The sequence below is a fragment of the Halobacillus sp. A5 genome, assembly GCF_024189315.1.
Classification (GTDB): Bacteria; Bacillota; Bacilli; order Bacillales; family Halobacillaceae; genus Halobacillus_A.
On record NZ_JAIZEO010000001.1, the window covers coordinates 875,564 to 901,368 of the forward strand.

Annotated in this window: 29 protein-coding genes; 8 read left to right on the forward strand and 21 right to left on the reverse strand. The window is 40.0% G+C overall.

From position 1 onward, the window contains the following. Positions 1 to 219 precede the first annotated feature (219 nt). Complete coding sequence (locus LF822_RS04575; RefSeq protein WP_253922766.1) at positions 220 to 1,434, forward strand: nucleotidyltransferase; 1,215 nt, start codon at positions 220 to 222, stop codon at positions 1,432 to 1,434. Between the two features lie 154 nt (positions 1,435 to 1,588). Here LF822_RS04575 and LF822_RS04580 read toward each other — a convergent pair whose 3' ends face one another. Both LF822_RS04580 and LF822_RS04585 read right to left on the reverse strand, forming a co-directional pair. Further along, the gene (locus LF822_RS04580) at positions 1,589 to 2,602 is read right to left on the reverse strand and encodes a SepM family pheromone-processing serine protease (protein ID WP_253922767.1); all 1,014 of its coding nucleotides are present in this window, start codon (positions 2,600 to 2,602) and stop codon (positions 1,589 to 1,591) included. Positions 2,603 to 2,604: 2 nt separating this feature from the next. After that, positions 2,605 to 3,396, reverse strand: coding sequence for a patatin-like phospholipase family protein (locus tag LF822_RS04585; RefSeq protein WP_253922768.1), 792 nt, complete (start codon positions 3,394 to 3,396; stop codon positions 2,605 to 2,607). Between the two features lie 253 nt (positions 3,397 to 3,649). Here LF822_RS04585 and ylbJ point away from each other — a divergent pair, with 253 nt between their 5' ends. Then, positions 3,650 to 4,759 (forward strand): sporulation integral membrane protein YlbJ, encoded by a 1,110-nt coding sequence (gene ylbJ, locus LF822_RS04590; RefSeq protein ID WP_253923462.1) that lies wholly within the window; start codon positions 3,650 to 3,652, stop codon positions 4,757 to 4,759. Between the two features lie 4 nt (positions 4,760 to 4,763). On the opposite strand, the gene coaD is transcribed toward ylbJ, so the two are convergent. After that, complete coding sequence (coaD, locus tag LF822_RS04595) at positions 4,764 to 5,246, reverse strand: pantetheine-phosphate adenylyltransferase (RefSeq protein WP_253922769.1); 483 nt, start codon at positions 5,244 to 5,246, stop codon at positions 4,764 to 4,766. Between the two features lie 12 nt (positions 5,247 to 5,258). Next, positions 5,259 to 5,807 carry a 16S rRNA (guanine(966)-N(2))-methyltransferase RsmD gene (gene rsmD, locus LF822_RS04600; RefSeq protein WP_253923463.1) on the reverse strand — a complete coding sequence of 183 codons (549 nt, stop codon included), beginning with the start codon at positions 5,805 to 5,807 and terminating at the stop codon, positions 5,259 to 5,261. Between the two features lie 344 nt (positions 5,808 to 6,151). On the opposite strand from rsmD, the gene LF822_RS04605 reads away from it, so the two are divergent. Then, on the forward strand, positions 6,152 to 6,541 hold the full coding sequence (locus tag LF822_RS04605) for a DUF7147 family protein (protein WP_253922770.1): 390 nt from the start codon (positions 6,152 to 6,154) through the stop codon (positions 6,539 to 6,541). Between the two features lie 78 nt (positions 6,542 to 6,619). Here the strand turns inward: LF822_RS04605 and LF822_RS04610 are convergent, their stop codons facing one another. From LF822_RS04610 to LF822_RS04625, 4 genes are all read right to left on the reverse strand, one after another. Further along, the gene (locus tag LF822_RS04610) at positions 6,620 to 6,895 is read right to left on the reverse strand and encodes a YlbG family protein (protein ID WP_253922771.1); all 276 of its coding nucleotides are present in this window, start codon (positions 6,893 to 6,895) and stop codon (positions 6,620 to 6,622) included. A gap of 49 nt (positions 6,896 to 6,944) precedes the next feature. Continuing rightward, complete coding sequence (locus LF822_RS04615; RefSeq protein WP_253922772.1) at positions 6,945 to 7,379, reverse strand: YlbF/YmcA family competence regulator; 435 nt, start codon at positions 7,377 to 7,379, stop codon at positions 6,945 to 6,947. A gap of 73 nt (positions 7,380 to 7,452) precedes the next feature. Next, entirely contained in the window at positions 7,453 to 7,824 is a 372-nt protein-coding gene (ylbD, locus tag LF822_RS04620) for a YlbD family protein (RefSeq protein ID WP_253922773.1), read from the reverse strand. A 97-nt stretch (positions 7,825 to 7,921) separates the two neighbouring features. Further along, entirely contained in the window at positions 7,922 to 8,350 is a 429-nt protein-coding gene (locus tag LF822_RS04625) for a CBS domain-containing protein (protein WP_253922774.1), read from the reverse strand. Between the two features lie 215 nt (positions 8,351 to 8,565). Here LF822_RS04625 and LF822_RS04630 point away from each other — a divergent pair, with 215 nt between their 5' ends. Both LF822_RS04630 and ytvI read left to right on the forward strand, forming a co-directional pair. Next, positions 8,566 to 8,934 carry a YugN family protein gene (locus LF822_RS04630; protein ID WP_253922775.1) on the forward strand — a complete coding sequence of 123 codons (369 nt, stop codon included), beginning with the start codon at positions 8,566 to 8,568 and terminating at the stop codon, positions 8,932 to 8,934. Between the two features lie 106 nt (positions 8,935 to 9,040). Further along, entirely contained in the window at positions 9,041 to 10,099 is a 1,059-nt protein-coding gene (ytvI, locus tag LF822_RS04635) for a sporulation integral membrane protein YtvI (RefSeq protein WP_253922776.1), read from the forward strand. Positions 10,100 to 10,146: 47 nt separating this feature from the next. Here ytvI and LF822_RS04640 read toward each other — a convergent pair whose 3' ends face one another. From LF822_RS04640 to glsA, 12 genes are all read right to left on the reverse strand, one after another. After that, entirely contained in the window at positions 10,147 to 10,689 is a 543-nt protein-coding gene (locus tag LF822_RS04640; RefSeq protein WP_253922777.1) for a GNAT family N-acetyltransferase, read from the reverse strand. Positions 10,690 to 10,806: 117 nt separating this feature from the next. Next, entirely contained in the window at positions 10,807 to 11,262 is a 456-nt protein-coding gene (locus LF822_RS04645) for a DUF420 domain-containing protein (RefSeq protein WP_253922778.1), read from the reverse strand. Positions 11,263 to 11,341: 79 nt separating this feature from the next. Further along, complete coding sequence (gene ctaG / locus LF822_RS04650; protein WP_253923464.1) at positions 11,342 to 12,241, reverse strand: cytochrome c oxidase assembly factor CtaG; 900 nt, start codon at positions 12,239 to 12,241, stop codon at positions 11,342 to 11,344. A gap of 165 nt (positions 12,242 to 12,406) precedes the next feature. Next, positions 12,407 to 12,730, reverse strand: coding sequence for a cytochrome c oxidase subunit IVB (gene ctaF, locus LF822_RS04655; RefSeq protein ID WP_253922779.1), 324 nt, complete (start codon positions 12,728 to 12,730; stop codon positions 12,407 to 12,409). Positions 12,731 to 12,735: 5 nt separating this feature from the next. Continuing rightward, the gene (locus LF822_RS04660; RefSeq protein WP_253922780.1) at positions 12,736 to 13,356 is read right to left on the reverse strand and encodes a cytochrome (ubi)quinol oxidase subunit III; all 621 of its coding nucleotides are present in this window, start codon (positions 13,354 to 13,356) and stop codon (positions 12,736 to 12,738) included. Beyond that, on the reverse strand, positions 13,356 to 15,224 hold the full coding sequence (gene ctaD / locus LF822_RS04665; RefSeq protein ID WP_253922781.1) for a cytochrome c oxidase subunit I: 1,869 nt from the start codon (positions 15,222 to 15,224) through the stop codon (positions 13,356 to 13,358). Before ctaD ends, LF822_RS04660 begins: the two co-directional genes overlap by 1 nt. Before the next feature lie 35 nt (positions 15,225 to 15,259). Further along, entirely contained in the window at positions 15,260 to 16,327 is a 1,068-nt protein-coding gene (gene coxB, locus LF822_RS04670; RefSeq protein ID WP_253922782.1) for a cytochrome c oxidase subunit II, read from the reverse strand. An 81-nt stretch (positions 16,328 to 16,408) separates the two neighbouring features. Then, the gene (gene cyoE, locus LF822_RS04675) at positions 16,409 to 17,344 is read right to left on the reverse strand and encodes a heme o synthase (RefSeq protein WP_253922783.1); all 936 of its coding nucleotides are present in this window, start codon (positions 17,342 to 17,344) and stop codon (positions 16,409 to 16,411) included. Between the two features lie 468 nt (positions 17,345 to 17,812). Then, positions 17,813 to 21,256: a pyruvate carboxylase gene (gene pyc / locus LF822_RS04680; RefSeq protein ID WP_253922784.1), complete on the reverse strand. Its 3,444-nt coding sequence runs from the start codon at positions 21,254 to 21,256 to the stop codon at positions 17,813 to 17,815. Next, positions 21,244 to 22,434: a putative lipid II flippase FtsW gene (ftsW, locus tag LF822_RS04685; RefSeq protein ID WP_253922785.1), complete on the reverse strand. Its 1,191-nt coding sequence runs from the start codon at positions 22,432 to 22,434 to the stop codon at positions 21,244 to 21,246. The genes pyc and ftsW overlap by 13 nt, the downstream gene beginning before the upstream one ends. Before the next feature lie 164 nt (positions 22,435 to 22,598). Beyond that, positions 22,599 to 22,880, reverse strand: coding sequence for an Fpa/YlaN family protein (locus LF822_RS04690; RefSeq protein ID WP_371925826.1), 282 nt, complete (start codon positions 22,878 to 22,880; stop codon positions 22,599 to 22,601). An 83-nt stretch (positions 22,881 to 22,963) separates the two neighbouring features. After that, on the reverse strand, positions 22,964 to 23,893 hold the full coding sequence (glsA, locus tag LF822_RS04695) for a glutaminase A (protein ID WP_371925852.1): 930 nt from the start codon (positions 23,891 to 23,893) through the stop codon (positions 22,964 to 22,966). A 90-nt stretch (positions 23,894 to 23,983) separates the two neighbouring features. Here glsA and LF822_RS04700 point away from each other — a divergent pair, with 90 nt between their 5' ends. Both LF822_RS04700 and LF822_RS04705 read left to right on the forward strand, forming a co-directional pair. Beyond that, positions 23,984 to 24,478 (forward strand): hypothetical protein, encoded by a 495-nt coding sequence (locus LF822_RS04700; protein WP_253922787.1) that lies wholly within the window; start codon positions 23,984 to 23,986, stop codon positions 24,476 to 24,478. Between the two features lie 94 nt (positions 24,479 to 24,572). Continuing rightward, on the forward strand, positions 24,573 to 25,157 hold the full coding sequence (locus LF822_RS04705) for a YhcN/YlaJ family sporulation lipoprotein (RefSeq protein ID WP_253922788.1): 585 nt from the start codon (positions 24,573 to 24,575) through the stop codon (positions 25,155 to 25,157). 25 nt (positions 25,158 to 25,182) lie between these two features. On the opposite strand, the gene LF822_RS04710 is transcribed toward LF822_RS04705, so the two are convergent. Then, the gene (locus LF822_RS04710; protein ID WP_253922789.1) at positions 25,183 to 25,467 is read right to left on the reverse strand and encodes a hypothetical protein; all 285 of its coding nucleotides are present in this window, start codon (positions 25,465 to 25,467) and stop codon (positions 25,183 to 25,185) included. A gap of 130 nt (positions 25,468 to 25,597) precedes the next feature. On the opposite strand from LF822_RS04710, the gene LF822_RS04715 reads away from it, so the two are divergent. Then, positions 25,598 to 25,801: a YlaI family protein gene (locus tag LF822_RS04715; protein WP_253922790.1), complete on the forward strand. Its 204-nt coding sequence runs from the start codon at positions 25,598 to 25,600 to the stop codon at positions 25,799 to 25,801. Positions 25,802 to 25,805: the final 4 nt, after the last annotated feature.

Consider the following 25,805-nt stretch of genomic DNA (forward strand, 5'->3'; position numbering starts at 1 on the left):
TGGCAACAAGAGTTATTTTAAAAGTAATTTAACTATTTGTCAATATTTTTTCTTTACAGATGTTTTGCGGATGACACCTTTTCTTTATTTTATTAGAAAAGAATTCGTTTCTCAACTTACAAAGGTCTTAACGGCATGCTAAAATAAGGAAGATAAACGCGGGACAGCTCTCCCATCATAACTAATTTTCCTTAATCAATCAAGGAGGCAGGATTATACATGAAAGCTTGTGGCATTATCGTCGAATATAACCCATTTCACAATGGACACGCCTACCATGTAGAGCAGAGCAGACAATCCTCTAAAGCAGACTGTATCGCTGCGGTGATGAGCGGTCATTTTCTCCAGCGGGGGGAACCAGCCATTATGGATAAATGGCATCGGGCAAAAGCCGCTCTTCAATCAGGCGTCGATATCGTATTAGAGCTCCCTTACATATTTGCCGTGCAGCACAGTGACTTCTTCAGCAAGGGGGCCGTCCTCAGCCTTTCCGCTTTACAAGTTGATTCCATCTGCTTCGGCAGTGAAAATGGAAGAATTGATCCTTTTCTTAGAGCCCATGCAGAATTACACGAACATCAGCAGGACTATGAAGCGTCTCTTAAAACAGGTCTAAACGAAGGACTCTCTTATCCAAACGCTGCCAGGTTAGCAAATGAATCCATAGGTATTTCAGAAAATGAATTTGACTTTTCTGCTCCTAATAATATTTTAGGCTACAGCTATGTGAAGCAAATCAAAAGATATGCTCCAGCGATTGAGCCTCTTACTATAAAAAGAATGGAAAGCAATTATCACGATACGATGATAACAGGCCGTATGGCAAGTGCCACCAGTCTCCGAAAAGAAATTTTGAAAAGCAATGATATTACCACCTATGCGTCAGAAGCACTTCCTCAAGCAGCAATTAATGAGCTTAATAATTATTATAACCAAACAAATTTGTGGCATGATTGGGAAATTTACTTTGATTTACTTCATTATAAATTAATGACGACTTCTGAAACAGACTTGCGGGAGATTCATGGAATGGATGAAGGGTTAGAATATCGTTTTAAGCAAGCTGTAAAATCAGCCGTCTCTTTTCATGATTTCATGAACCGGGTAAAAACAAAACGCTATACATGGACCCGTCTTCAGCGATTATGTGTCCATCTGTTGACAGGACTAAAAAAAGAGGAAGCATCAAAGTATTTAAACGCTGATCAGGTCCCTTATGTACGAGTTATAGGTATGAATTCTACTGGCAGAGAATATTTAAACCTGAATAAAAAGAAATTCAATGAAAAATTAATAACTCAGCCTCAGCAGCTGGACTGCGGGATGATCGAAGCTGAAGAACGGGCAACCGTTGCTTATTTCAATCCGCTCCCGTCTATAACCCGGCAAGAACATTTAAAGAGAGAATATGGGCCTCCCTTGCTCATTCATTAAAAAACCGATTCCTTTTAATAAGGAAACGGTTTTTTCGCTCATGCATCTCGGCTTTTATGTGCATTTTATCCACGTTTTTCTATTTTTATCCGCTATTCAGTGTACAATCCATGCTTTTTCAAAAGCCCGAAAGCCGATAAAGAATAAATTTCTTTTAATTTTCATTTAAATACTTTAATGCATCATCAAACGTGTCCACTGCAACTACATCCATTTCAGTATTTATGTCTTCGGCAGCTTCTACAGCCACTTCATAGTTGGAACCTTCAGCTTCTCCCTCATTAGGAGCAAAAAATACATCACAGCCCTCTTGATCCGCTGCTACTACCTTTTTATCAATACCCCCGATCCTTCCAACTTCACCTTCGTAGTTAATCTCACCAGTACCGCATACTTCACGGCCTTTTGTTATATCTTCTTCTGTTAACTGATCATACATTTCCAAGGAGAACATTAATCCTGCACTAGGGCCTCCTATATCACCGCTTTTAACAGTAACTTCAGGGCTTACTTCAACAGAACGATCAGTGACAAGAGAAATTCCTACGCCTACTCTGCTCTCATCATCTGGAAAAGGAGCCACTTCAATCTCCTTTGAAAGTGTTTCGTCCCCGCGTTTTACTGTCAAAGTAACTACATCCCCTTCCTCAAGGGTTTCAACATAGCTGACTAATTCATCTGATTCCTCTATTTCTTCGCCATTCACGCTAAGGATTTCATCTCCAGCCTCTAATTCTTTCTCTGCCGGCATACCTTCTAGAGCTTGAACGACAAACACTCCCTCATAATCAACAGTAATATCTCTTTCCGCTGATTCATAAGCTACTACTTTTGCTGCTTCCTGAGAGGATTCCATTAATTGCAGCTGGGCATGAAAGTATTCATCCTCGGAAATTCCTTCCGGTCGAACCTGCTCTAAAGGAACAACTTCGTGATAAGGTCTTACCTGGGACAACACCCATTGAATCGGCGTTGCCTGTCCTCCGCGAACGGTTACTAAGTGCATATCACCTTCGCTTGGGAAAGAATCATCAATCTCTACAAACGGTTCAAGCGCATCTGCTGTGCCTGGCTTGTAAATATAATAAGGCAGACGATAAGCTCCTAAAAAAGCTACAATGAGGATGGCAATAATTCCGGTGATGATTACCCTTTTATTTGATTTCATAGTTATGTGGACCCCTTCCAGTCTCTAATCTTTTCTAGGATGCGGTCGACTTCTTTAGCCGCTGCTTTTTCACCCTCTTCTACTATCTCTTCTAAATCAGTGAAAGCCCTAGAGCTAAAACGCTCGACATCAGGACGAATAATAAAGTCCGTATAGGAAGCAGTCCCTGTGACAGAAGCTAATTCATCCTGCATAATGTCTATGCTTTGAATGATAACATCATAAATAGAATGAATGGATGGCTCAGCTCGTGTATGAGTACAATCCACGGCAATGATAATGTCCGGCCCCATGTCCTTTACTACTGAAATCGGGACACGGTCGATAACGCCTCCATCAATATATAATCGTCCGTTAATTTTCTCAGGTACAAATATCCCGGGAATGGCAATACTGGCACGAACCGCCTCGCAGGCAGGTCCAGACCGGAAAACTTTCTTATTTCCGGCAGCCAGATCAGTAGCGACTATAGACATAGGTACCTTAAATTCTTCAATATTTTTCCCAAACGTAAATAAACGGATATACTCCTTAATTCTACGCCCCTGAATGAATCCCATCTTAGGAACCGTAAAATCAAGGTAGTATTTCCGTTTAAAAGTTAAGGCAAGTTTGTACAAATCTTCAATTGTTTGTCCTGATGCATATAACGAGCCTGCCAGAGCACCCATACTGCTCCCGGCGATCATATCGACGGGAATATTATATTCCCTTAATACTTTAAGTACGCCTAAGTGAGCGAACCCGCGCGCCCCTCCTGATCCTAGTGCAAGACCAATCTTCGGATGCTCCACACTTATCTCCCCCTGGAGTTATTAAACCCTGTACAATTCATGTAATTAAATATAACTTAGTTTATTTTATGGAATATGCAGTGTACTTATGAGCGTACAAATAGGTAAGAGTGATGAAATCTCTTATATATTTTACTATGGATGATTTTAGAAGTACAGAAAACGAAAACAAAGCGGGGTGATTGAGCTGCCATATTTAAAGACTTTTTTCCTGACTGCATTTATTATATATATAACTTTTTCCCTAATCCAAATGCCTGACGTTGCGCTCGCTTCAAGTACGAAGGGGTTGAATCTTTGGTGGTCGATCGTCTTTCCATCTCTGCTCCCTTTTTTCATTGTTGCTGAACTCTTATTCGGGCTTGGGGTTGTTCACGGAGTGGGAGTATTATCTGAAAAAATTATGCGCCCTCTATTTAATGTGCCTGGTTCAGGCGGGTTTGTATGGGTAATGGGAATGGCCAGCGGGTACCCGGCAGGGGCAAAGTGGACAAGAGAATTACGTAAAAGTGGACAAGTTACAAGGATTGAAGCTGAACGACTTGTTGCTTTTACGAACGCTTCAAGCCCGTTGTTTATTCTCAGTGCAGTAAGTGTAGGTTTTTTTGGAGACCCTGGTTTAGGCTTACTATTAGCAGTCTCTCACTATGGAGGGTGTATTGTTGTTGGGTTTTTGATGAAGTTTTATGGATATAAGGATGAAAGGTCTCACTATCGCACAGCTTCTTTTTCTATAAAGGACGCATTCACAGCTGTTCATAAAGCACGTGAGGAAGATGGAAGACCTTTTGGTAAACTGCTTGGGGATGCAGTTATACAATCCGTACAGACCCTTCTGCTGGTTGGTGGTTTTATTATTATGTTCTCAGTGTTAACGGGACTGCTTAAGCATAGTGTAATTCTTGAGTTTTCATTCTTTATTCTTCAACTCATTCAAGTACCTGCAGAGCTGCAGTTTCCTTTATTAACAGGCTTACTGGAACTTACGACAGGAATTGGAGAAGTTACTTCATCTAATGCTCCCTTATTAATTCAACTCGGATTGGCGAGTTTTATGCTGGGCTTTCACGGTTTCTCTATACAGGCTCAGATTGCAAGCATTCTCGCTGACACAGATATAAGGTTTGCTCCATATTTCTTTGCTCGTATTATCCATGGACTGGCAGCAGCTCTGCTCGTTACAACACTCTACCGAATGACGAATATCGCCAGCTCCAATTCGATTAACGTCTCAAATATAACAGCACAGCATAATCATTCATACTTGGAATTCATGTATATGTATGGACCAATCCTGACGATACTCACAATTGCTTCAGCCCTTATCTTATCTCATCAGAAAATAAAGCAGTCACAAGTGTAACTGCTTAGCTGTCGTATTTTTTTCTCAGTGCATCTTCCACTGGCGGAGGAACTAAATCAGAAATGTTAGCACGGTATTTAGCTACTTCTTTTACTATACTAGAACTTAAAAAAGAATACTGATTGTTCGTCATCATAAAAAATGTTTCGATCTTCTGATTGAGCTTCCTATTCATTGATGTAATTTGCATTTCATATTCAAAATCACTGACGGCTCTTAATCCGCGGATTATAGCTTGAGCGTTTTTTTCTTCGGCATAATCCATTAATAAACCCTCACAAGCATCTACTGATACGTTATCAAAATGCTTAAGGACTTCCCGAAGCAGCGACACCCGTTCATCCACATTAAATAACGGAGATTTACTTTGATTATTAAAAACCGCTACTGTTACATGGTCGAACACCTGCGCCCCTCTCTGAATAATGTCGATATGTCCATAAGTTACTGGGTCAAAACTTCCTGGACATATAGCTAATCTTGTCATCTGATGAACCCCCTACTTAAAAATTGATACACCTATATTACTTCCATAATTCTCTGTTTTCATTAATTTTAACTGCTCCACTTGGTGAGGGATAATTTCTGAAGCATCGTGCTCGCAGATTATTATCCCGCTTTCAGCCAGAAGATTATATTTTAAAATTTCTGCTATTAAATCCTCATAAGAGAATTTTTTATATGGAGGATCAAGGAATATGTAATTAAATTGCAGCTCCCGCTTTCCTGCTGCCTTCAACGCACGTAATGCATCAGTTTTAAATACTTCAGCCTGATCTTCAAGCTTTAACAGCTTAATATTCTCGTAAATCGTTCCTATCGCTTTAGATTGCTGATCTACAAATATACAGTGATTTACCCCTCTGCTTAAAGCCTCAATCCCAAGGCCCCCGCTGCCGGCAAATAAATCCAGCACAACACCACCATCAAAATAGGGACCAATCATATGAAATACAGATTCTTTCACTTTGTCTGTTGTCGGTCTCGTTTTGTGGGTAGGTACAGATTTCAACTGTCTTCCTTTATAATCTCCTGCAATAACTCTCATCATCAGCCCCCTCTCTACATTCACAATTATCCTACCACAAAAAAGTGCAGGCAGGAAACTTTTGAATGAATAGAAGAAATATCGTATAAAATCTTCCAGAATGGTCATACTTGTAACAGAAGCAGGTCAATTGCTTCTGGAAACGGTGAAGACTTATTTCCCCATAAGTTCTTCTACCGGTTTCTCCTCTCCCTTTGCTTTTTGCTTATACGTATGAAAGCAAAAAGAAGGGCTGTCCGTTATTGGACAGCCCTATTTTTTTGTCTTCTATTTCCCTTTGTTCCTGTTAGATGCTACAGTAACAGAAGATGAATCATTGAAAGAATTATTCAGGAGGAGAACTTATGAGACAAAAATTCATTGAACTCGGGGAAGGATACACAGATCTGTACGAGCTTATCGAATTGGGAAGTCGAATGCCCGAAAGAATTCAGCATGCCCTTGCGTTTTATAGTGAGAAATCAGGACTTTCAGCTGCTTCCCTCGCCCTTATTATGAAACCTGACATTCAAAATAAGTTTCAGCCGATCTATATTTGCAGAGAGGGCATACCGAACCCCCATGAAAAAACTAATCAAAGGTTTGCCATGTTCCAATCTATGGTTGAAAAGTCAGGACATTCCATCATCGAGTATACGGTTAAACCCTCTTCGATTTTTCCTGAAACCGAATTATATTACAGCTATTTGATCGGTATCTTAAGAACACACAAAAAACTAGCTCCCTTAACGTGATTACTGCCTGAAATCATTATTATTTTACATCTTCCTGGAACACTAAGAAAGCGTTCGTCGCCATGACGAACGCTTTCTTTAAATTCCCATCTTATAATCATACTGTTTTGCTTTATCAGGCTTGGCATTTTCATAATTTGTGCGGATATCAGGTTTATGTGATGGAAGAACTCGAGAGACAAATGGAAGACGCTCTAACTTTTCCATTTTGAATTCGGCCTCTTCCTGATCAACGTAAAGTAAAGCATACTTCTGCTTTTTAGAAGCGTGAATTAGATGCCCGTGCTTTTTTATTTGCCTGATATTTTTCATATGTTGAAAATAAACGATAAGACCCTGGCGTTTAGTTCTCATATATATTCCCTACTTTTTAAATTAATTATTTACAGGACAGAAATCTATATTAAGAGGCACATCCACAACCGCCGCCGCTCCCGCACCCGCATCCAGAATCGAAAACCATTCCATTCCGGGGAACCTTAATCTGCTCACTTACACTAAAAGCAACACTTTGACTGACCTCATCCAAAAGTCTCTGAACTTCCCGTTCTGCTTTCTTAAATTGAACAACTTTCTCGTGCATGTCCATTTCGCGCTTAACACTCCGGACTTGCTTCATAATAACACTATAATCAGGGTGATAGCGTCCAAAACGCTGAACATCCTCATATTGATCTTTTATATTATTAAAATTGCGAATTAACTTTTGAGCTTCTTCATCTGCATTCAACTGCTTTTTTGCTTCCTGATAATCAGTCATAACGTCAGAATCAAGAATCATTTGACCAATGGCTTCTGATCGATCTAATAGATCTACAATTTCCATAGTGGCTAACATAGATGTACACCTCCACTCTAATCATATCAAAAGGAAAGGCAGAATGAAATATAAATTCCATCTGCCTGAATGATTAGTAATAAGGAAATTTCATCGGATGGCGTCTATCCGAGATTTGTTTTTCCTGCTGTACATTCGAAATAAGCTGCTGGATTTCCCCGATTGCCCCATTTAAATCATCGATGTGTTTGGACACATCTTCCCAGTTTATTTCCTGCAGCAAATCGCCAAACTGCTTCATCCACTCTTTTTTCGTCATCCGCTCTTTGTGATTGTCGTCCGCGAGTCCATCCCAATAAGGATCATCCTCACCTAATATCATCCATTTTTCATAGTAATGCTGCATTTTCTTATGATCTTTTCTGATATGTTCTTTAATAGAAGGATGACGTTTAACAAACTCTTTAAACTTTTGAACACTTGGATGCAGATTGTGTTCACTCATAAACCCTCACACCTCGCTGCATAGACTACATTATAGCCTATGCAGGCCATCGTAAGTTGTTCAAAATAATAAAGACGGCCACAGGCGGCCGCCTTTGCTAATGCAGTTCCGGTCTCTCTGAAATTTCATGTAAAGCGACTCCTGCCGCTTCATCAGAAAGCTTCTCATTTGATAGATCTCCGAGAGAAATCATTCCCGTTAATTTCCCGCTTTCTACCACCGGGAGACGCCTTACTTGATGTTCAGCCATCATCTGACTAGCTTCTTCAAGCGTTGTATCAGGAGTAACACTGTATAGATGGTCGCTCATTACTTGTTGAACTGGTGTAGAATCAGCACTATGATTAGCATATCCGCGAACAGCCAAATCACGATCTGTAACCATACCCATCAGCTGTCCATTTTCATCACAAACTGGTACAGCACCAACATTTTTCTGTTTCATCATGCTTGCCGCATCAAACAAACTGCTGCTTGATTGACAGACTGATAAGTCCGTACTCATTATGTCTCTTACTTTTTTCATAAAGATCCTCCTTTATTAAATCAATATCAAAGGTTAGTATAACCATAAAGGAGATTTTCACTCATGCATCAGAAGAAAATTTATAGTATAATAAATGAGAATCCCTGTCATAATGGTAAAGAAAACGCGTTCTGTTCCTGGTCTTAATCAATTGAAACTTGTCGCTGTTCATAATAAAATGAGACAAGATACATAAAATTTGCGAGGTGGAAGATATGAAGCTTGAAGGTACTGGTATTGAAGGTCTGGTTGTAGACTTGCAGCCACTGACCCAAATTATGGAAAGCAATGGATTTATTTTAGGGGGGTCATGGGATTACGAACGAGTGACGTATGATTATAAAATTGACGCCCCTGATAAAAACGTAACCTATTACATTCGGGTTCAAGGCTATGCTATTGAAGGCGATGTCGACCGCGGAAACGCAGTTGTACAATTAGTAACACCTCTTTTGGGCAAGCATTATTATCCACACGGAGTTGAGTACGGCGAGCAGGAAGATTTTTCATCAAATTTAATCGAAAGAGCTACGAAATCAATACAAAACTTAAAAGAATCATTAGTTCAGTACCAGCAGTCATAGAGTTCAGCTGCCCTATACGAAAGAGTCGCACACCTTGCTCAGGTGAGCGGCTTTTTTTAGAAAAAAACAGCTCTACTTGTAAGTAAGAAGGGGGATATCGATTACCTTGTTCCGCTATTTATCAAAAAGACAGTGGATAATATTACTATTAGGAATCTTGGGAATAATAGCAGGTTACTTCATACTGCCTGTTTCCGTTCCATTAATTTTTGCTTTAATCACCGCCCTTTTCTTAAACCCGGCAGTACGCTGGATGCAATTTAGGTTTAGGTTGAACAGGAAAATGTCAGTTACTATCGTTTTTTTGTTATTTGTGATTATGATTGGATTATTAGGTACCTACGCGGTGACTCGCACGATTACACAGCTTGTCGAACTCGCAGACAACGCACCTACATACATCAATCAAATTAACAATGTACTCATAAATTGGGAAAGTAATATGAACAGTTTCACTCAGAACATGCCGACTGAATTCGTTGAGAAGGTTTCTGATGAGTTACAGAATACGATTGATAATACGGCTCAAACTCTAAGTGAGAAGCTTCAACTCAGCAACATTGCTGCATTCGCTGCTAAAGTCCCAGAGTATTTGATCAGCTTTCTCGTTTATTTAATTGCATTGTTTCTGTTTATGCTTGAATTTCCCAGGTTAAAAGATAAAATGCATGGAAATCTCACAGAATCCACTTCTGAAAAAGTAAAGTTTATGAATGCTCGTTTATCCTACGTAGTATTCGGCTTTTTAAAAGCTCAGTTTCTTGTAAGTATTATTATTTTTATCGTCTGTTTAATTGGTTTATTTTTCATTACCCCTGAAGTGGCGATTGTAATGTCTTTAATAATTTGGGTAGTAGACTTCATCCCAATTATAGGCTCCATTGTCATATTAGGACCATGGGCTTTATATATGTTGATTATTGGAGATGTCGCTTTAGGTGGACAGCTGGCTGTGCTGGCAATAATCCTCCTGGCTATACGCAGAACTGTAGAGCCAAAGGTGATGGGACGACATATTGGACTTTCCCCATTAGCTACCCTTATTGCAATGTACATTGGACTTCAGTTAATAGGATTAATGGGATTCATTTTAGGACCCCTGCTCGTCATTGCTTTTAACTCAGCAAAAGAAGCAGGAATTATCCGATGGAACTTTAAGCTGTAGATAAAGAAAACCGCCTATCTTTTTTAGTTAAAAAGATAGGCGGTTTTCTAAATTTCTTTCCTTGGTTCTCTGCTTTTTTGATCTTCTTTCTGCTTGACCTTTTTAAAAATAAACATCTCTCTGTCTGAATTCGTCTGTGAGAAACCATTATTAATCAGTACTTTTTGGGAAGGAACATTAGATTTACCACATTGAGCTTCCACACTTTTAATTTTTTCGTTCTTAAATACCCATGAACACATCGCTTTCACGGCTTCTGTAGCGAACCCTTGATCGCGTTCAGTTTCCACTACGTGATAGCCGATCTCCACATTACCTTCTTCATCTGGTATACCCTTAAATCCAATATCTCCTATTACTCGCTCTTCATCAGCGTCCATAATAATCCAAGGTCCAAACCCAAGGCAGTCGGGATTCTCTTCCAGGGATTCTACATAGAACGGCAGCATCGCCTTTAATCCATCGTGCGGCCAGCTTCGGTTCCATGGAAGCTGGTACTTATAATAAAATGCAAGAGGGTTCTTCATGATCGTCTGAGCCAGGTCTATGGTTATGGGGATATATTTTAATCGAGCAGATAATAATTGCATCATTCTACTCCCTTTCTATTTATGTATTAACCAGCCATACATTTTTGTATTCCTGTTTATACTAGTGATTAAACAAATTTTTATAAAAAAACAGCCAGCTCTTAAAAACTGACTGTTTTACACCCCAAGTATTGCTCTCATCATATTAGTCGTTGTGCCGCTGTCGTAAATAATATACAGCAGCAGATAAACGAATACACCTGTTACAGCCGTGCAAAACCAGATTACGCTTGTGACGGGTCCGATTTTACGATGCTTAGCAATGTTCCGTTTGAATGCAACTCGTAACGTAACAAGTCCGAATACTCCTCCGGTAGTAGCAAGAATAATATGGAAGATAAGAAAAATTGTATAGTAAACTTTAATATCATCTGGACCACCAAAACTCGTGTTTCCAACAATCACGGTCCGACTAAGATAAATAATAAAAAAGGTCAGTGCGCTTATAGCAGCAGCCACCATCGTTTGTTTGTGGGCTGCTCGTTTATCTCTTGCTATTAACACCCAGCCAATAGCTACAAGAACAGCACTGACCACAATAAATATAGTGCTTAAGGTAGGTAATAACGGCATGTTTACTTTCCCCTCATTCAAAGATCAATTATGCAGAAAAGAAAGTCGGACTTATAAATGAAAGACTTCCCCACTGACTTTAAGATTCTGTTTGTACGTTCGATGGAAGCGGGTCAATCGTATCTCTTTCGCGGTTAAACCAACTGAAGAAGATATAGGCAATAATCACACCAAAAATAATCTCTTGAGTAATTTTCATAATAATACCGCCCAACTGCTGATCCTCCACAAGAGGCATAGGCGTGAAATATTCAGGACCACTTAATGAATTAGACAATCCAGCCAATACTTCTGAAGGCACACAGAGACTCATAGCCTGCATCCACGCACCTGACTCTGTATAGGTTTCGTATAAAGGAGTACCTGCAAAAATGATTAGTCCACATGCAGGTGTAATTAAAACTCCGTTTGCAAAGATAAACCCTATTTTCAGAATCGGGCTTAACCGATCCATTTCCTTTATCGGGCTGAAAACAGACCACCACATAAAGAAAGCTGTAAGTAAAATAAAACTGGTAATAATGGTATGAGCCAATTCATCTGATTTCGCATAATCAAAAATAACAGGCATGTGGTAAATGGAAAAAATTCCATTAAATACGATTAAAGACAGAAGAGGCATCGTCATTAATCTTAAGATAGACGATAGCACCGGAACAGCAAATAATTTGTGCCATATCCAGACCGGTATTCCTTTAATGATTAAAATAGGAAACAGCAGGTAGTACAGTGCCATTTGAGTCATGTGGGCTGTAAACATAATATGGGACAGTAAATCGACAGGAGACCCTTTTATGATATAAAGTAAAAGCATTCCCCCGTAAAACATAGTCTGCTGGCTGACGGTAGGTCGTTCTTCACTCTGTTTACGCTTAGGACCGGTTATATAAAAATAGAGCGCTGAAATAATAAGTATAAAGAGTAAATAGAAAGGACTCCACAAAGCCCTAAATCCAAAAATCTGCAGCTCTAACCACACAGGCATCACACCTCATTTTCTAAAGGATTCTTTTCTATTCTAACGAAATTTTCAGGAAAAAACGAGCCTTCCTCATCAGTTTTTTTAATTGTTCATAAATTAGACATAACCATGCAGCTCCAGTATTTACCGCAAAAAAGAGACCGGAGTCCCGGTCTCTTACTTTTACCACCAGATGATTGTAGTGAATGTGATGATTGTAAGAATGGCTACACTTAAGCCGCCATACATCATTACAGCTACCATATCATGTCCTTTATTCTTCATATGCATGAAATAATAGAGCTGGAACAAAACTTGGATGACAGCTAATAGCAGGAGGGTTGGTACTAGAAATACTGAACCGATTTCAAGCAATACCATTCCAAATGCAATAAGTGTAAAGAGAATCATTAATGCAAAGCTGATAACCTGCTGTTTCATCTCTTCTTTGTGCTGTTTTTTAACAAACTTATTCTGCTCTTGGGTCATATTTGAGTGATTGGCCATGATTTTTATACCACTCCCATCAAGTAAACAACGGTAAAGATAAATACCCAGACAACGTCGATAAAGTGCCAGTATAAGCTGGCGATGTAAAATTTAGGGGCGTTGTAGAGATTAATACCGCGTTTAGAGTTACGAATCATTAACGCTACAATCCAGCTTAAACCAAATAACACGTGACCTCCGTGAAATCCTACTAACGTGTAGAAGGCTGATCCAAAAGCGGAAGAACGAAATGTAAATTCGTACTCATGAATATAATGCACAAATTCATAAATTTCAAAACCTAAAAATCCGAGTCCTAATATTACAGTAATGCCTAACCAGATCTGCATCTTTCTAAAATCATTGTTCTTCATATGATACATCGCATAAACACTCGTCAACGAGCTTGTTAACAGAAGCATGGTCATTATAAAAACTAACTCAAGTCCAAATAAATGTTCAGGTGTGTTATCGCCGGATGTTGAACGGTTCAGAGCTAAATATGTTCCAAACAAGCAGGCGAATAGTACAGTTTCTCCACCTAAGAAGAACCAAAAACCTACAAATTTATTTTTACCCTCGAGGGTGGCTTTTTCTGGATCATGTGGCAATTGTTTAGGGTTCAATACATCTTCATGACTCATTATTGACCAGCCCCCTTTTCAATATCTTTTTCAAGATCAGCCTTATGAATGTGGTGACCCAGATCATCTTTAAGTGAGCGGGTAAGCATGGAGCCGAGTGTAATACCCATTCCGATAAATACAAGAGCTAACCAGCCTTTATCATCCACTTGATAGATAAATCCAAAGCCGGCAATAAACAAGCCTAATGACATCATGAAAGGTAAAATAGAGGCGTTCGGCATATGAATATCACCTAAAGGTTCAGCAGGAGTCATACCTTTCTTACCTTCACTTTTCTCAACCCATAACGGATCAAGTCCGCGAACCAGCGGAGTTTGTACAAAGTTATAATGCGGCGGCGGTGATGGAATAGACCACTCAAGTGTTCTGCCGTCCCACGGATCCCCGCTGACTTTTTCAGTTTTCACTGCAGTGTAAACTACATTGATTATGAATATAATCGTACCCAGTGCCATTAGGAACGCACCAATGGTACTGATCATGTTTCCTGCTTCCAGACCCTGCCCCTCCAGGAATACCCAGTAACGGCGTGGCATTCCCATTAAACCAAGGAAGTGCTGAATAAAGAATGTTAAGTGGAAGCCAATGAAAAAGGGCCAGAAAGCCAGCTTGCCTAATTTTTCATTTAGTACCTTACCGAACATTTTCGGCCACCAGTAATGAAGAGCGGCAAATAATCCAAACACGACTCCTCCTACAATAACGTAGTGAAAGTGACCAACGACAAAATAAGTATCATGGTATTGATAATCTGCTGCAGCTGCTGCCAGCATTACACCAGTCATTCCTCCAATAGTAAAAGAAGGAATAAATGCGATTGACCAAAGCATAGCTGAGGTCATTCGAATATTACCGCCCCACATCGTAAACATCCAGTTAAAGATCTTTATCCCAGTCGGGACAGCAATGGCCATCGTCGCAACTGCAAATATGGAGTTAGCAATTGGTCCCATACCAACGGTAAACATGTGGTGGGCCCATACCATAAAGCCAAGGAACCCAATGAGTACGGTGGCGAAAACCATCGCAGAATATCCGAATAAACGCTTCTTCGAGAACGTGGAGAATATATCACTAAAGGCGCCGAACAGCGGCAATATCAGGATATAAACTTCAGGGTGTCCAAAAATCCAGAATAAATGCTCCCAAATGATGGCGTTTCCACCTGCAGCTGTATCAAAAAATACTGAGCCGAACATGCGGTCGAACATCATAAGGAACAATCCTACAGTTAAAGCAGGAAATGCAAATAAAATTAATGTACTTGTTACAAAGGAAGCCCAAGTAAATAAAGGCATACGCATGTACGTCATTCCAGGAGCACGCATATTAACTATAGTTACAAGAAAGTTAATACCACCGATTAATGTCCCCGCTCCTGAAATTTGAAGCCCCATGACATAGTAGTCAACCCCATGACCAGGTGAAACGGTTGATAAAGGGGCATAGTTTGTCCAGCCGGCATCCGGAGCTCCTCCGGTAAACCACGAAACGTTAAGCATAATTCCTCCAAACAGAAACAGCCAGAATCCGAGAGAATTTAAAAATGGAAATGCTACGTCTCTGGCTCCTATTTGCAAAGGAACCACTGCGTTCATCAACGCAAAGATAAGCGGCATGGCAGCCAGAAAAATCATGGTTGTACCATGCATAGTGATCATTTCATTGTATAAGCCAGCTGAAATAAAATTATTATCTGGCTGCATCAGCTGTATACGTATTAACATCGCTTCAAGCCCGCCGATTAAGAAAAACAGTCCGCCAGAAACCAAATAAAGATGTGCAATCTTTTTGTGGTCAACTGTTGTTAGATAATCCCAAATCGCAGCGCCGAGCCCACGATTTTGTGACATTGCAGTACTCACGCTTTAACCTCCCTTTAAAGCCTTCACATGTAGTGTTATTCTTCTTCTACTTCTTCATCGGAAGCATTTGACCCTATATCTGAATGATCAAGCTCCATTAAATATTCAGCAATTTGACTTGCTTCATCTTCTGATACTAAGTTAGCAGGCATTTGATTTCCCGGCTTAACTTCCTCAGGGTTAACGATCCAGGATTCTAAATTTTCTTTGGTTGGTTCTAAGATCCCTGCGATCTTCGTTCGATTGGCAAAGTTGGTTAAATTAGGACCCTGCCCTGCAGCACCATCTCCAATCGCGTGACAGCTCATGCAATTATCTTCGTATAAAGCCTGCCCTTCCTGTGCGTCCGCTGTTTCCGCATCTGCTTCAGGATCAACATTCTGCATATCTTCTTTCCACTGGTCGTATTCATCAGGGCTCACAGCAATAACACGAAAGTCCATTAAGGAATGAGACTCTCCACAGAGCTCAGCACAATGGCCCCAGTAAACGCCTTCATCATATGCTTCTAAGTACATAGTGTTGTCATTATCTCCAGGGTTTGTATCCATTTTCCCTGCTATAGAAGGTACCCAGAAGGAGTGGATGACATCACTCGATTTCATATCTAAGTATACTCTTTCACCAGTAGGAATATAGAGATCCTGACTTGTAGAGATTTCATCGTCCGGATAGCTGAAATGCCACCAATACTGATTTCCGGTTACTTCAATTGTCGTAACTCCGTCATCACCTTTAGTGGACTCATCAGCAAGGTCAAAAGTAGCTTGTACAGTTGGTACTGCCAATACTAATAATAGAATGATTGGAATAACTGTCCAGATCACTTCAAGAGCTTTATTTCCCTCAGTTTGTTTAGGAATAAAGTCTTCTTGACCTTTCTTCTGACGATAACGAATAAGTACAAACGTGTAGATCGCCATTACTATTACAAATACAAACAGCATGATAGCGATACTGATCATCATAAGATCAAATAATAAATCCGAGCCATACCCTTTAGGTTTTAGTGCACTAAGGTTATCCACCCCACACCCTGATAACAGAATGGTTAGTGCGCCAAACAAGAAGAATGACCGGAACTTTCCCATCCAACCTCTCATTAAGTAATACCTCTCTTTCTCTTTTTAATGAAAAACTATATATTATTAGAAACCAGCCCATGACATCATGAGCCAGTTTCATTAATAAAATAACGGAAGTGTTACTAATACCATTGTTAAAAACAGGATAGTCAAATAATTTAGAGAATAAACAAACATCCAGGTTGCCCATTTATAGTCATCTTTCATAAAGAACCCTGCGATACCCAAGATCAGCCAACCTAGAGATAAAGCAAAGGCAACAACCAGAAACACGGTTCCAAGTGATGCTAAATAAATTGGTAAAGGAAGCAGACATGCTACATAAATAACTATCTGCCTTTTTGTCATACGAAAACCATGGACAACAGGAAGCATTGGTATTCCTGCCGCTTTATATTCATCCTTCTTTTTCATAGCTAATGCTAAGAAATGAGGAGTCTGCCAGATAAACATGATAAGAAACAACATAATCGCTTCTAATTGTAAACTTGGTTCTACAGCTGCCCAGCCAATCAAAGGCGGCACTGCTCCAGAGAAGCTGCCAATTACTGTGTTAATTGTATACTTCCTCTTTGACCACATCGTATACAGGACAACGTAGGTAAACCAGCCAAACGCTCCAAATAGTGCTGCGGGAATCGTAGTAAAAGATAAAACCACAATACCAACGGAGGAAACACCAATCCCCATCCACTTTATAACGTTTAAAGGGATAGACCCAGTTACTGTGGGTCTGCTTTCAGTTCTCGACATTAAATGGTCGATGTCTCTATCATACCAGTTATTTAAAATACAGCCACCAGCAATTACGAAAGCGGTTCCGAGCATAGTCAGCAAGAAGGTTAACCATTGATCTGTAAAACTGGCTCCCGTATAATATACAGCCAGCCAAAACCCGGTAAAAGTCGTGATAAGATTTGAATTTATAATACCAACTTTTATTAAACTCTTAATATCAGCCAGTAATGAGGTTTCACGGACAGCCGCGTTCATGACCTGTGTTGCTGTTGTATCAACTGTTCTAGGATTGTCCATAGAGATATCTTCCCTCCTTCTACTGCTCGCTGAAACTTTCACTTCAAAAGCATTCTTCGTTTCTTGTAAAAAATGTAACCTTGTCAAGAAACATCAAAATAATTGTACCATGTTATCATCGTTCTATCTATTTCTACATTACAATTTTATTTTTTTGTGACAAAATTGTGAAGCTCTCAGTAAAGATTCATACCTATATATTTCTAGCAAAGTTATTTAAACAATGCAAGGGCTTTTAGTATTTATGTTTACCCTTTCTTTCCCCTTTTACTTATTCTCCTATTATGTTGTTATTACTTTTAAAGTAAAATAATAAGCAATGTCGAATAGCAGGGACCAGGAATTCCGCAATGAATATTACGAAAAGTCCCGGTCGTTCGTCCGTAAAAATGGATTGTATTCGCCTGACAGCCATACAAAAGAAGCTTGCAGAGATGAGGGTTCCTCTACAAGCTTCTTACCACTAATTTATTCAAACTCAATTAACAAGTCACCGACGTGAATCGCCTCGTTATTATGAATGTATATATTTTTAATTACACCGTCAAAGGGTGCCTGTACTGTGGTTTCCATCTTCATTGCTTCTGTAATCATAAGATGATCACCTTTCTTAACCTTTTCACCAATTTCAGTAATAACTTTGATTACAGTACCAGGCATGCTTGCGCCTATATGTTTCTCATTGGATTTATCTGCTTTAGGACGTTCTTCTACAGCAGAAGTGATATTTTGATCTTTTATTACAACTTCTCTAGGCTGCCCGTTTAATTCAAAATAAACGTTCCGCGTTCCATCTTTTTGTGCTTCACCGATTGACACAAGTTTTACAATTAACGTTTTTCCTTGTTCAATCTCCACCTCAATTTCTTCTCCTAACCTCATACCATAGAAGAAAGTTGGAGTATCAAGGACCGACATATCACCGAACTCTTCAATAAACTTCTGATAGTCCATAAATACTTTTGGATAGAGAGCATGGCTGATCATATCAAAACTGGTTACCTGTCTGCCGAGTTTGTGAAACAAAGTCTCTTGAAGGTTATTAAAATCTACAGGATCCAAAAGCTCTCCAGGTCTTACATTGATAGGTTCTCTCCCTTTTAGGATAATTCGCTGCAGTTCAGCAGGGAATCCCTCGTAAGGCTGGCCGAGAAAGCCCTGAAATAATTCCACAACACTATCCGGGAAAGCCAATGAATCGCCGCGCTCATAAATGTCATCTTCATTCAAGTCATTTTGAACCATAAATAAGGCCATGTCTCCCACCACCTTTGAGGAAGGAGTAACTTTGACAATATCCCCAAACATATCATTTACCCGTCGGTACATGTGTTTCACTTCGTCCCAGCGATGAGCCAGTCCGACAGCCTTAGCCTGCTGTTGCAAATTACTATATTGGCCGCCGGGCATCTCATGATGATAGACCTCTGTATGAGGGGCCATCATTCCACTTTCAAAATCAGTATAATATTTTCTAGTATCCTCCCAGTAATGACCTAATTCCTCATATGCCGAAATATTTATACGGGGCTTGCGTTCCTTGGACTCCATTGCATAGTAAAGACTGTTTGCACTTGGCTGGGATGTTAATCCTGCCATAGCTCCCACAGCTACATCGACTACATCAACCCCTGCTTCAACAGCTCTTGCATAAGTAAAGATTCCATTACCACTTGTATCATGAGTGTGTAAATGTATCGGAATATCTATAGCTTCTTTTAAGGAGGATATTAGTTGATAAGCTGCTTCAGGCTTTAGGAGACCGGCCATATCCTTAATGCCAAGAATATGAGCTCCTGCTTCTTGCAGTTCTTTAGCCACTTTCTTGTAATATTGCAGATCGTATTTAGGTCTTGAAGAATCCAGAATATCCCCCGTGTAACACATTGCTGCTTCAGCTACTTTATCATTCTTCCTGACAGCATCAATCGTGAGCTTCATCCCTTCAACCCAGTTTAAGCTGTCGAAGATTCTAAACACATCAATTCCTGCATTTGAGCTTTTTTCCACAAATTCTCGAATGAGATTGTCGGGGTAGTTTTTATAGCCCACCGCATTCGACGCTCTCAAAAGCATTTGGAAGAGTATATTTGGTGCCTTTTCTCTCAATTTCAATAGTCTCTCCCAAGGGTCTTCATTTAAAAAACGATAGGATACATCAAAGGTTGCCCCACCCCACATTTCTAATGAGAACAGATCAGGCGACAAGCGTGCTGTAGGCTCAGCAATTGTCTGCAGATCCTTCGTCCTTACCCGGGTCGCTAACAATGACTGGTGGGCGTCTCTAAACGTCGTATCAGTCAAGAGAACATCATTCTGATTCTTAAGCCAGGATGCTAATCCCTCCGGACCTTCTTTATCAAGAATTTGTTTCGTTCCTTCTGGAATAGATTCTGAGTGCTTCACTTTTGGAATTCTCGGAGTAGGAATGGTTGGTTTCTTACGATTTCCCTGCCCCTCGAATCCATTAATTGTACGGTCAGCAATATAAGTTAACATCTTCGTGCCACGGTCTTTTCGTTTTGGAAAAACAAACAACTCAGGAGAACGATCGATAAACGTTGTGTTGTATTCTCCAGAGAGGAACTGCTTATGCTGAACGACATTTTCTAAAAACGGAATATTAGTTTTTATTCCACGGATCCTGAATTCTTTTAAGTTTCTTACCATCTTATGAGCGGCCTGGTCGAAACTCAGCGCCCACGTAGAAAGCTTAACAAGCAGCGAATCATAAAAAGGAGAAATCACAGCCCCTTGAAAACCATTTCCGGCATCAAGTCTGACCCCGAAGCCGCCGCCGCTTCGGTAAGCCATAATCTTACCTGTATCCGGCATAAAGTTATTTAGCGGGTCTTCTGTTGTCACCCGTGACTGAATAGCATAACCGTGAGTGATGATTTCTTCCTGTTTAGGGATAGAGACAGGATGGTCGTGAAGATTATATCCTTCTGCAATCATAATTTGGGACTGGACTATGTCTACGCCTGTAATCATTTCTGTAATGGTATGTTCAACCTGGACACGCGGATTTACTTCTATAAAATAAAAATCATTCCCTGTTACGAGGAACTCCACCGTTCCTGCATTTACGTACTTAATATTATCCATCAGTTTTACAGCAGCGTCACAAATTGTTTCTCTTAGAGATTCATTTAAAGAGACGCTCGGTGCCACCTCGACTACTTTCTGGTGACGGCGCTGTACTGAACAGTCACGTTCAAACAAATGAATAATATTACCGTCGAAGTCCCCTAAGATCTGTACTTCAATATGTTTAGGTTCTTCAATCAATTTTTCTACATACACTTCGTCACTGCCAAACGCCGCTTTAGCTTCAGAACGGGCCCGGTCATAGCCTTCTTGTAAAGTTTCTTCACTCCGAACAATGCGCATTCCACGTCCGCCGCCGCCCATGGCAGCTTTTATCATAATAGGATACCCATGATTATTACCAAACGATCGTATTTCATCAAGTCCATTAACCGGTCCGTCGGTTCCAGGAATTACAGGAATATCTGCGGCTATAGCTTGATCCCTTGCTTTGACTTTATCACCGAACATATCTAAATGCTGGCTGGTAGGACCGATAAAAGTAATACCTTCTTCTTCACAGCGCCTGGCAAAGTGGATATTTTCTGAGAGGAACCCATATCCCGGGTGGATCGCATCGACATCTACACTCTTAGCAACCTCAATAATCCCTTCGATATCTAAGTAAGCATCGATTGGTTTCTTTCCCTTTCCAACTAAATAAGCTTCATCTGCTTTGTATCTGTGGAAAGAGCCGGTATCTTCCTGAGAATAAACAGCAACAGTACGAATATTTAACTCTGTACATGCACGAAATACACGAATTGCAATTTCGCCTCTATTGGCGACAAGAACTTTATTGATCTTCTTCAATTCTGCCATGATTTCACTCCTTGGTTATTTGTACGATGAACAGGCTGTCTAATTGGTTCATACGTTTTTTGTTTTTCTGACTCTTTTGCTTTAACAGTTCTTGCAACGTTATTAAGCACACCTAAAGCAAGCATCATGATAAGCAGCGATGAACCCCCGTAACTTACTAATGGTAGAGGCACACCTGTAATAGGCAGGAGACCGCTCATGGCCCCAAGATTTATAAATGACTGGATAGCAAACATCGACGAAATCCCGAGGGCTAATAATGCACCAAATGGATCCTTACACTTCCATGAAATATAAAGCCCCCTCAAGATTATTAAAGCCAGAAGGCCTACTGTAATTATTACACCGATAAAGCCTAACTCCTCTGCAATTACGGCCATAATGAAGTCAGTATGTGGTTCGGGCAGATATCCTAGCTTTTGAACCCCTTGTCCCAGCCCTTCACCAAATAAACCGCCCGTACCTATAGCAACATAGGACTGAACGAGCTGATACCCGTCGGAATCCGGAGTATTAAAGGGTTCATAGGCACCAGTAAAACGCTGGATCCGCTCGTCGGTAATCATTTGAGTTGCAGCCAGCAGCAGCACACCTCCAGTAACGCTGGCCAAAATTAAGATATGTTTCCACCTGATTCCCGAGCTCATTATAACAACTGTGGCGATCATTCCTAACACAGCAGCTGACCCGATATCGGGTTGAAGGACAATTAAAGCTAATAAAAAGCCTGTTAAAATGAGCGGCGGCATAACCGCTTTCGTAAAATCATCAATATAGCTTTGTTTTTTTGCATAAACAGAAGCTAAATAAATAATTAATCCTAATTTAGCAAATTCCGCAGGCTGAAAGTTCATAAAGCCGAGGTTATACCACGACTGTGCATTATTAACCGTAGTCCCAAAAAAGAACAGGCCGCTTAAAGAAATAATCATTACTAACACCAACACTTTGGACATTCTCTTTAAGTGCCGATAAGGAAAGGCGGATGCAACGAGCATAAGTATTATTCCCACAGAAACCCATTGGATCTGCTTAAATAAGTAATGATTACTGTCTACCCCGAACCGGACTGGTCCATAAACCATGCTTGCACTGTAAATCATCAGACTACCAAATGCCACCAATGCAATGGGTGCAAACAATAAGGTGAAGTCATAGGTTTTTAATCGCTGCATCATAATTATTCATCCCTACTAACATATAAATTTCTTGTTTCATCTTCAAATACCTTCTTTTTTGTCGTAATATCATACTAGATTCATAGAATCCGTCAGTGATCTTCACATTTTTGTATAAAAAAACTCAAACCGCAACAAATATTGTCGCAATTTGAGTTTGTCTCTCATGAATTCTGAGCAGCTTCATGCAAGACATTGAGTTGCTTTTCAAGATTATCTAAAATAGACTTGCCTTCTTCTTCACTGATTAAATTCAGTCGAACAGCAAAATGAATTTCACGTGAAAGACCAAACATTTGTGTATCTAAAACTTCTTCATATAATGGACATTGAGGCATAGTTAAATTGTCCATTTGCACCTTTATTAAACGTAAAATTTTATCAGCATCAGCTTTTAGAAGGGCGTAGGCCTTTTCCTGGTGATCCACAGCCACATCAGACAACATCAAGATCCCCTCCGTTTACATTCTATCTTCTATTAATAGTATCGTCTTGCGCAAAAAAATGCAACAACTGAATAAAACCGTTATTAAAATATTGATAAGTCATAACGATTAGATAAAATCTCTAGTAATTTTAGACCAACTACACTATTTCCTTTTTTATCCAGAGACGGACCGTAGACCGAAATCCCCCCAAAATGATTTAACGAAGCCATCACTCCACCTGAAACTCCGCTCTTGGCTGGAATTCCTACCTTAATGGCAAAAGCACCTGAAGCATCATACATACCGCAGGTTACCATAAACGTCTTGCATATTCGCGCGAAATGTTTAGGGATAATCTGCCTGTTTGAATGCAGATCCCTTCCTTCATTAGCAAACAAAGCTCCTATCCGGGACAATTGACATACATTCACATCAATGGAGCATTGCTTCGTATACACATCCAGGGTTTCTTCAATATTACCTTTAATAACGTCATGCTGCCGCAGGTAATAAAGGAGCGACCGATTTAAATAAGCAGATTGAAATTCTGATTCCGCCACCGCTTCATTTATATTAATGGTTCGGTCATCAGTCATTTCATGCATAAAGCTTAACAAACGTCCTACTTTTTCGTCAGCATTCTGCCCTCTGATCATGTTAGTTACAGCGAGTGCTCCAGCATTAATCATAGGGTTCAGCGGTTTAGAAGGTCTGTGCTGTTCCAGTCTGTAAATAGAATGAAAAGGATCTCCAGAAGGCTCCATCCCGACCCTTTGAAATACATACTCTTCTCCGTTATCAATAAGCGCAAGGGCAAGCGAAATCACCTTAGAGATACTTTGAAGAGTGAAGCACTCTTGATGGTCCCCGGCATAAACGCATTCTCCATCTAAATAATAAATAGATACAGCCAGTTTTTCGGGATTCTGCTTGGATAATGCAGGTATATAATCTGCTACATGACCGTCAAATGCGTATTCTCTTACGTTGTCCAGCCAGCTTTCGAGTGTATTTTCATCAAGTTTTTCTATCACCTTAACAACTCCTTATAGTGAAATCGGCTTCATTATTTGCTATTCTGTGTATGGCACACAATTTAATTTAGAAAGGTGGCACCCCTTTTGATCGTTCAAATTAAAGGAAAAGTAAAATTCCCTATCACTTTAGATCCTACGGTCTGGATTTTTGATGACCGTAAGAAAAGCTACGACGAAGTATTCCACCCGGAAACCAGAGAAGCAGACGTAGAAATCGAAAGTGATTTAAAAAAGAAAGCCCAGCGGTTCGATCGTGAAGTATATCAACAGAAGCTGAACCCTCCGGTTAATAAAAGCTTACACCGAAAAGAAAAAGAGAGGATATTTACGGAATCATTTATGATGCCTATTAAACCTTTTATTCATAACAGCGAACCGGAGTCGTCTGTTACAGAGGCTGTACTCGTAACCGAGGATGGAAACCATTCTGTAAATGCCGACCGCTTTGCTGAAGGTTTATTATTATTTTCTAAGGATGGAAAACCATTAAAAGAAGATGGTCCCGTACATTTATATTTCGTTGATCAAGGTGAACATCAAATCCCGTTGACTGGAATCAAAGAAATCATTTTTCAATAAAATTCATCTTTTAAAGACAGCTTCAAATGCTGTCTTTTTCTGTATAAATGTCCAGGAACTCCGCAAACTATACAAAAAGAAGCGAGGGTTCCTAATGAAACGTGTAATACTTCTAACCGGATTAATTTTTCTGGCGGCATGTCAGCAGCAGGAGGGTGATTCTTTGCTGCAGGAAAAACCGCAGAATACAGACTCAAATATGCAGTATGTTACGAATTCAGATCCCGTCGAGCCTGAAGAGAAGACAAATCAAGAAACCGCCAGGCACCTGGCTAAATTAGCAGTAGAAGTCCCTGACGTTTATGACGCCACGGCTTTAGTCGCAGGCAGATATGCAGTTGTAGGGATCGACGTAGATAAAGATTTAGATCGATCACGAGTCGGTGTTATTAAATACTCTGTAGCCGAGGCACTCGAAGATGATCCTGATGGGAAGAATGCAGTAATTATTGCTGATGCTGACGGTGTAGAACGTATAAGAGACTTAGGTGAAAAGATGTCTGAAGGGCATCCAGTAGAAGCAGTTACTGATGAATTAAGCCAGATTATTGCCCGTTATTTACCAGAGGGACCTGTAGAAGAAGTGCCTTCGGATGACGACCAAAGTAAAGAATCTATTCCAGAAGAAGACCAACAGGAAATGGATGACATACAAAAAGACCAATCCTCTGATCACTAAAAAAACAGCTAAATCCTATAGGGATTTAGCTGTTGCTTTTTTCAATGATTTCTCTTTCCTTTTCGGTTAGATCATTATAGTACTGAACCCCGAACTGAGATCCTTCAGAAACCATTTTTGCGTTTTCATTATCTGAAAGTTCAGGCTGCCCCGCTTCTTCAATCGGCAGATCCTCTTTCTTTTTAAAACGTCCCTGCAATGATTTAGCTTTGTCAGTCACTTGTTGTCGTTTTGATTCGTCTTTCATGAAATATGCTGCTGCCCCACCTGCTGCAGCTCCTATAGCAGAAATAATCCAACGTTTCTTCACACTATCATCCTTTCTTTAACTGCTGTATAAATAAAGTCTTCCCTTAACCAATTCACTTAAAACCTTAAATGCGTGTTCATTCATTTCGTGATATGATAAGAGTACGAAATATCAAGAAGGGGTGATCGTTATGCGTGTAAAATGTGTACTTTGTGATTCCATTGAAACGATTGACAGCTATTGTTTACAGGCTAAGAGACTTCGCAACCGCAAGATCACCACTTATATGTGTCCATCTTGCTATGAGCGTATTAAAGTTAATACAGAAAAAAGAATAAGCACTGGCCGCTTCCAATTCAATAGAGAAATCAAAAAGGAAAAACATTTGACGTAGAAAA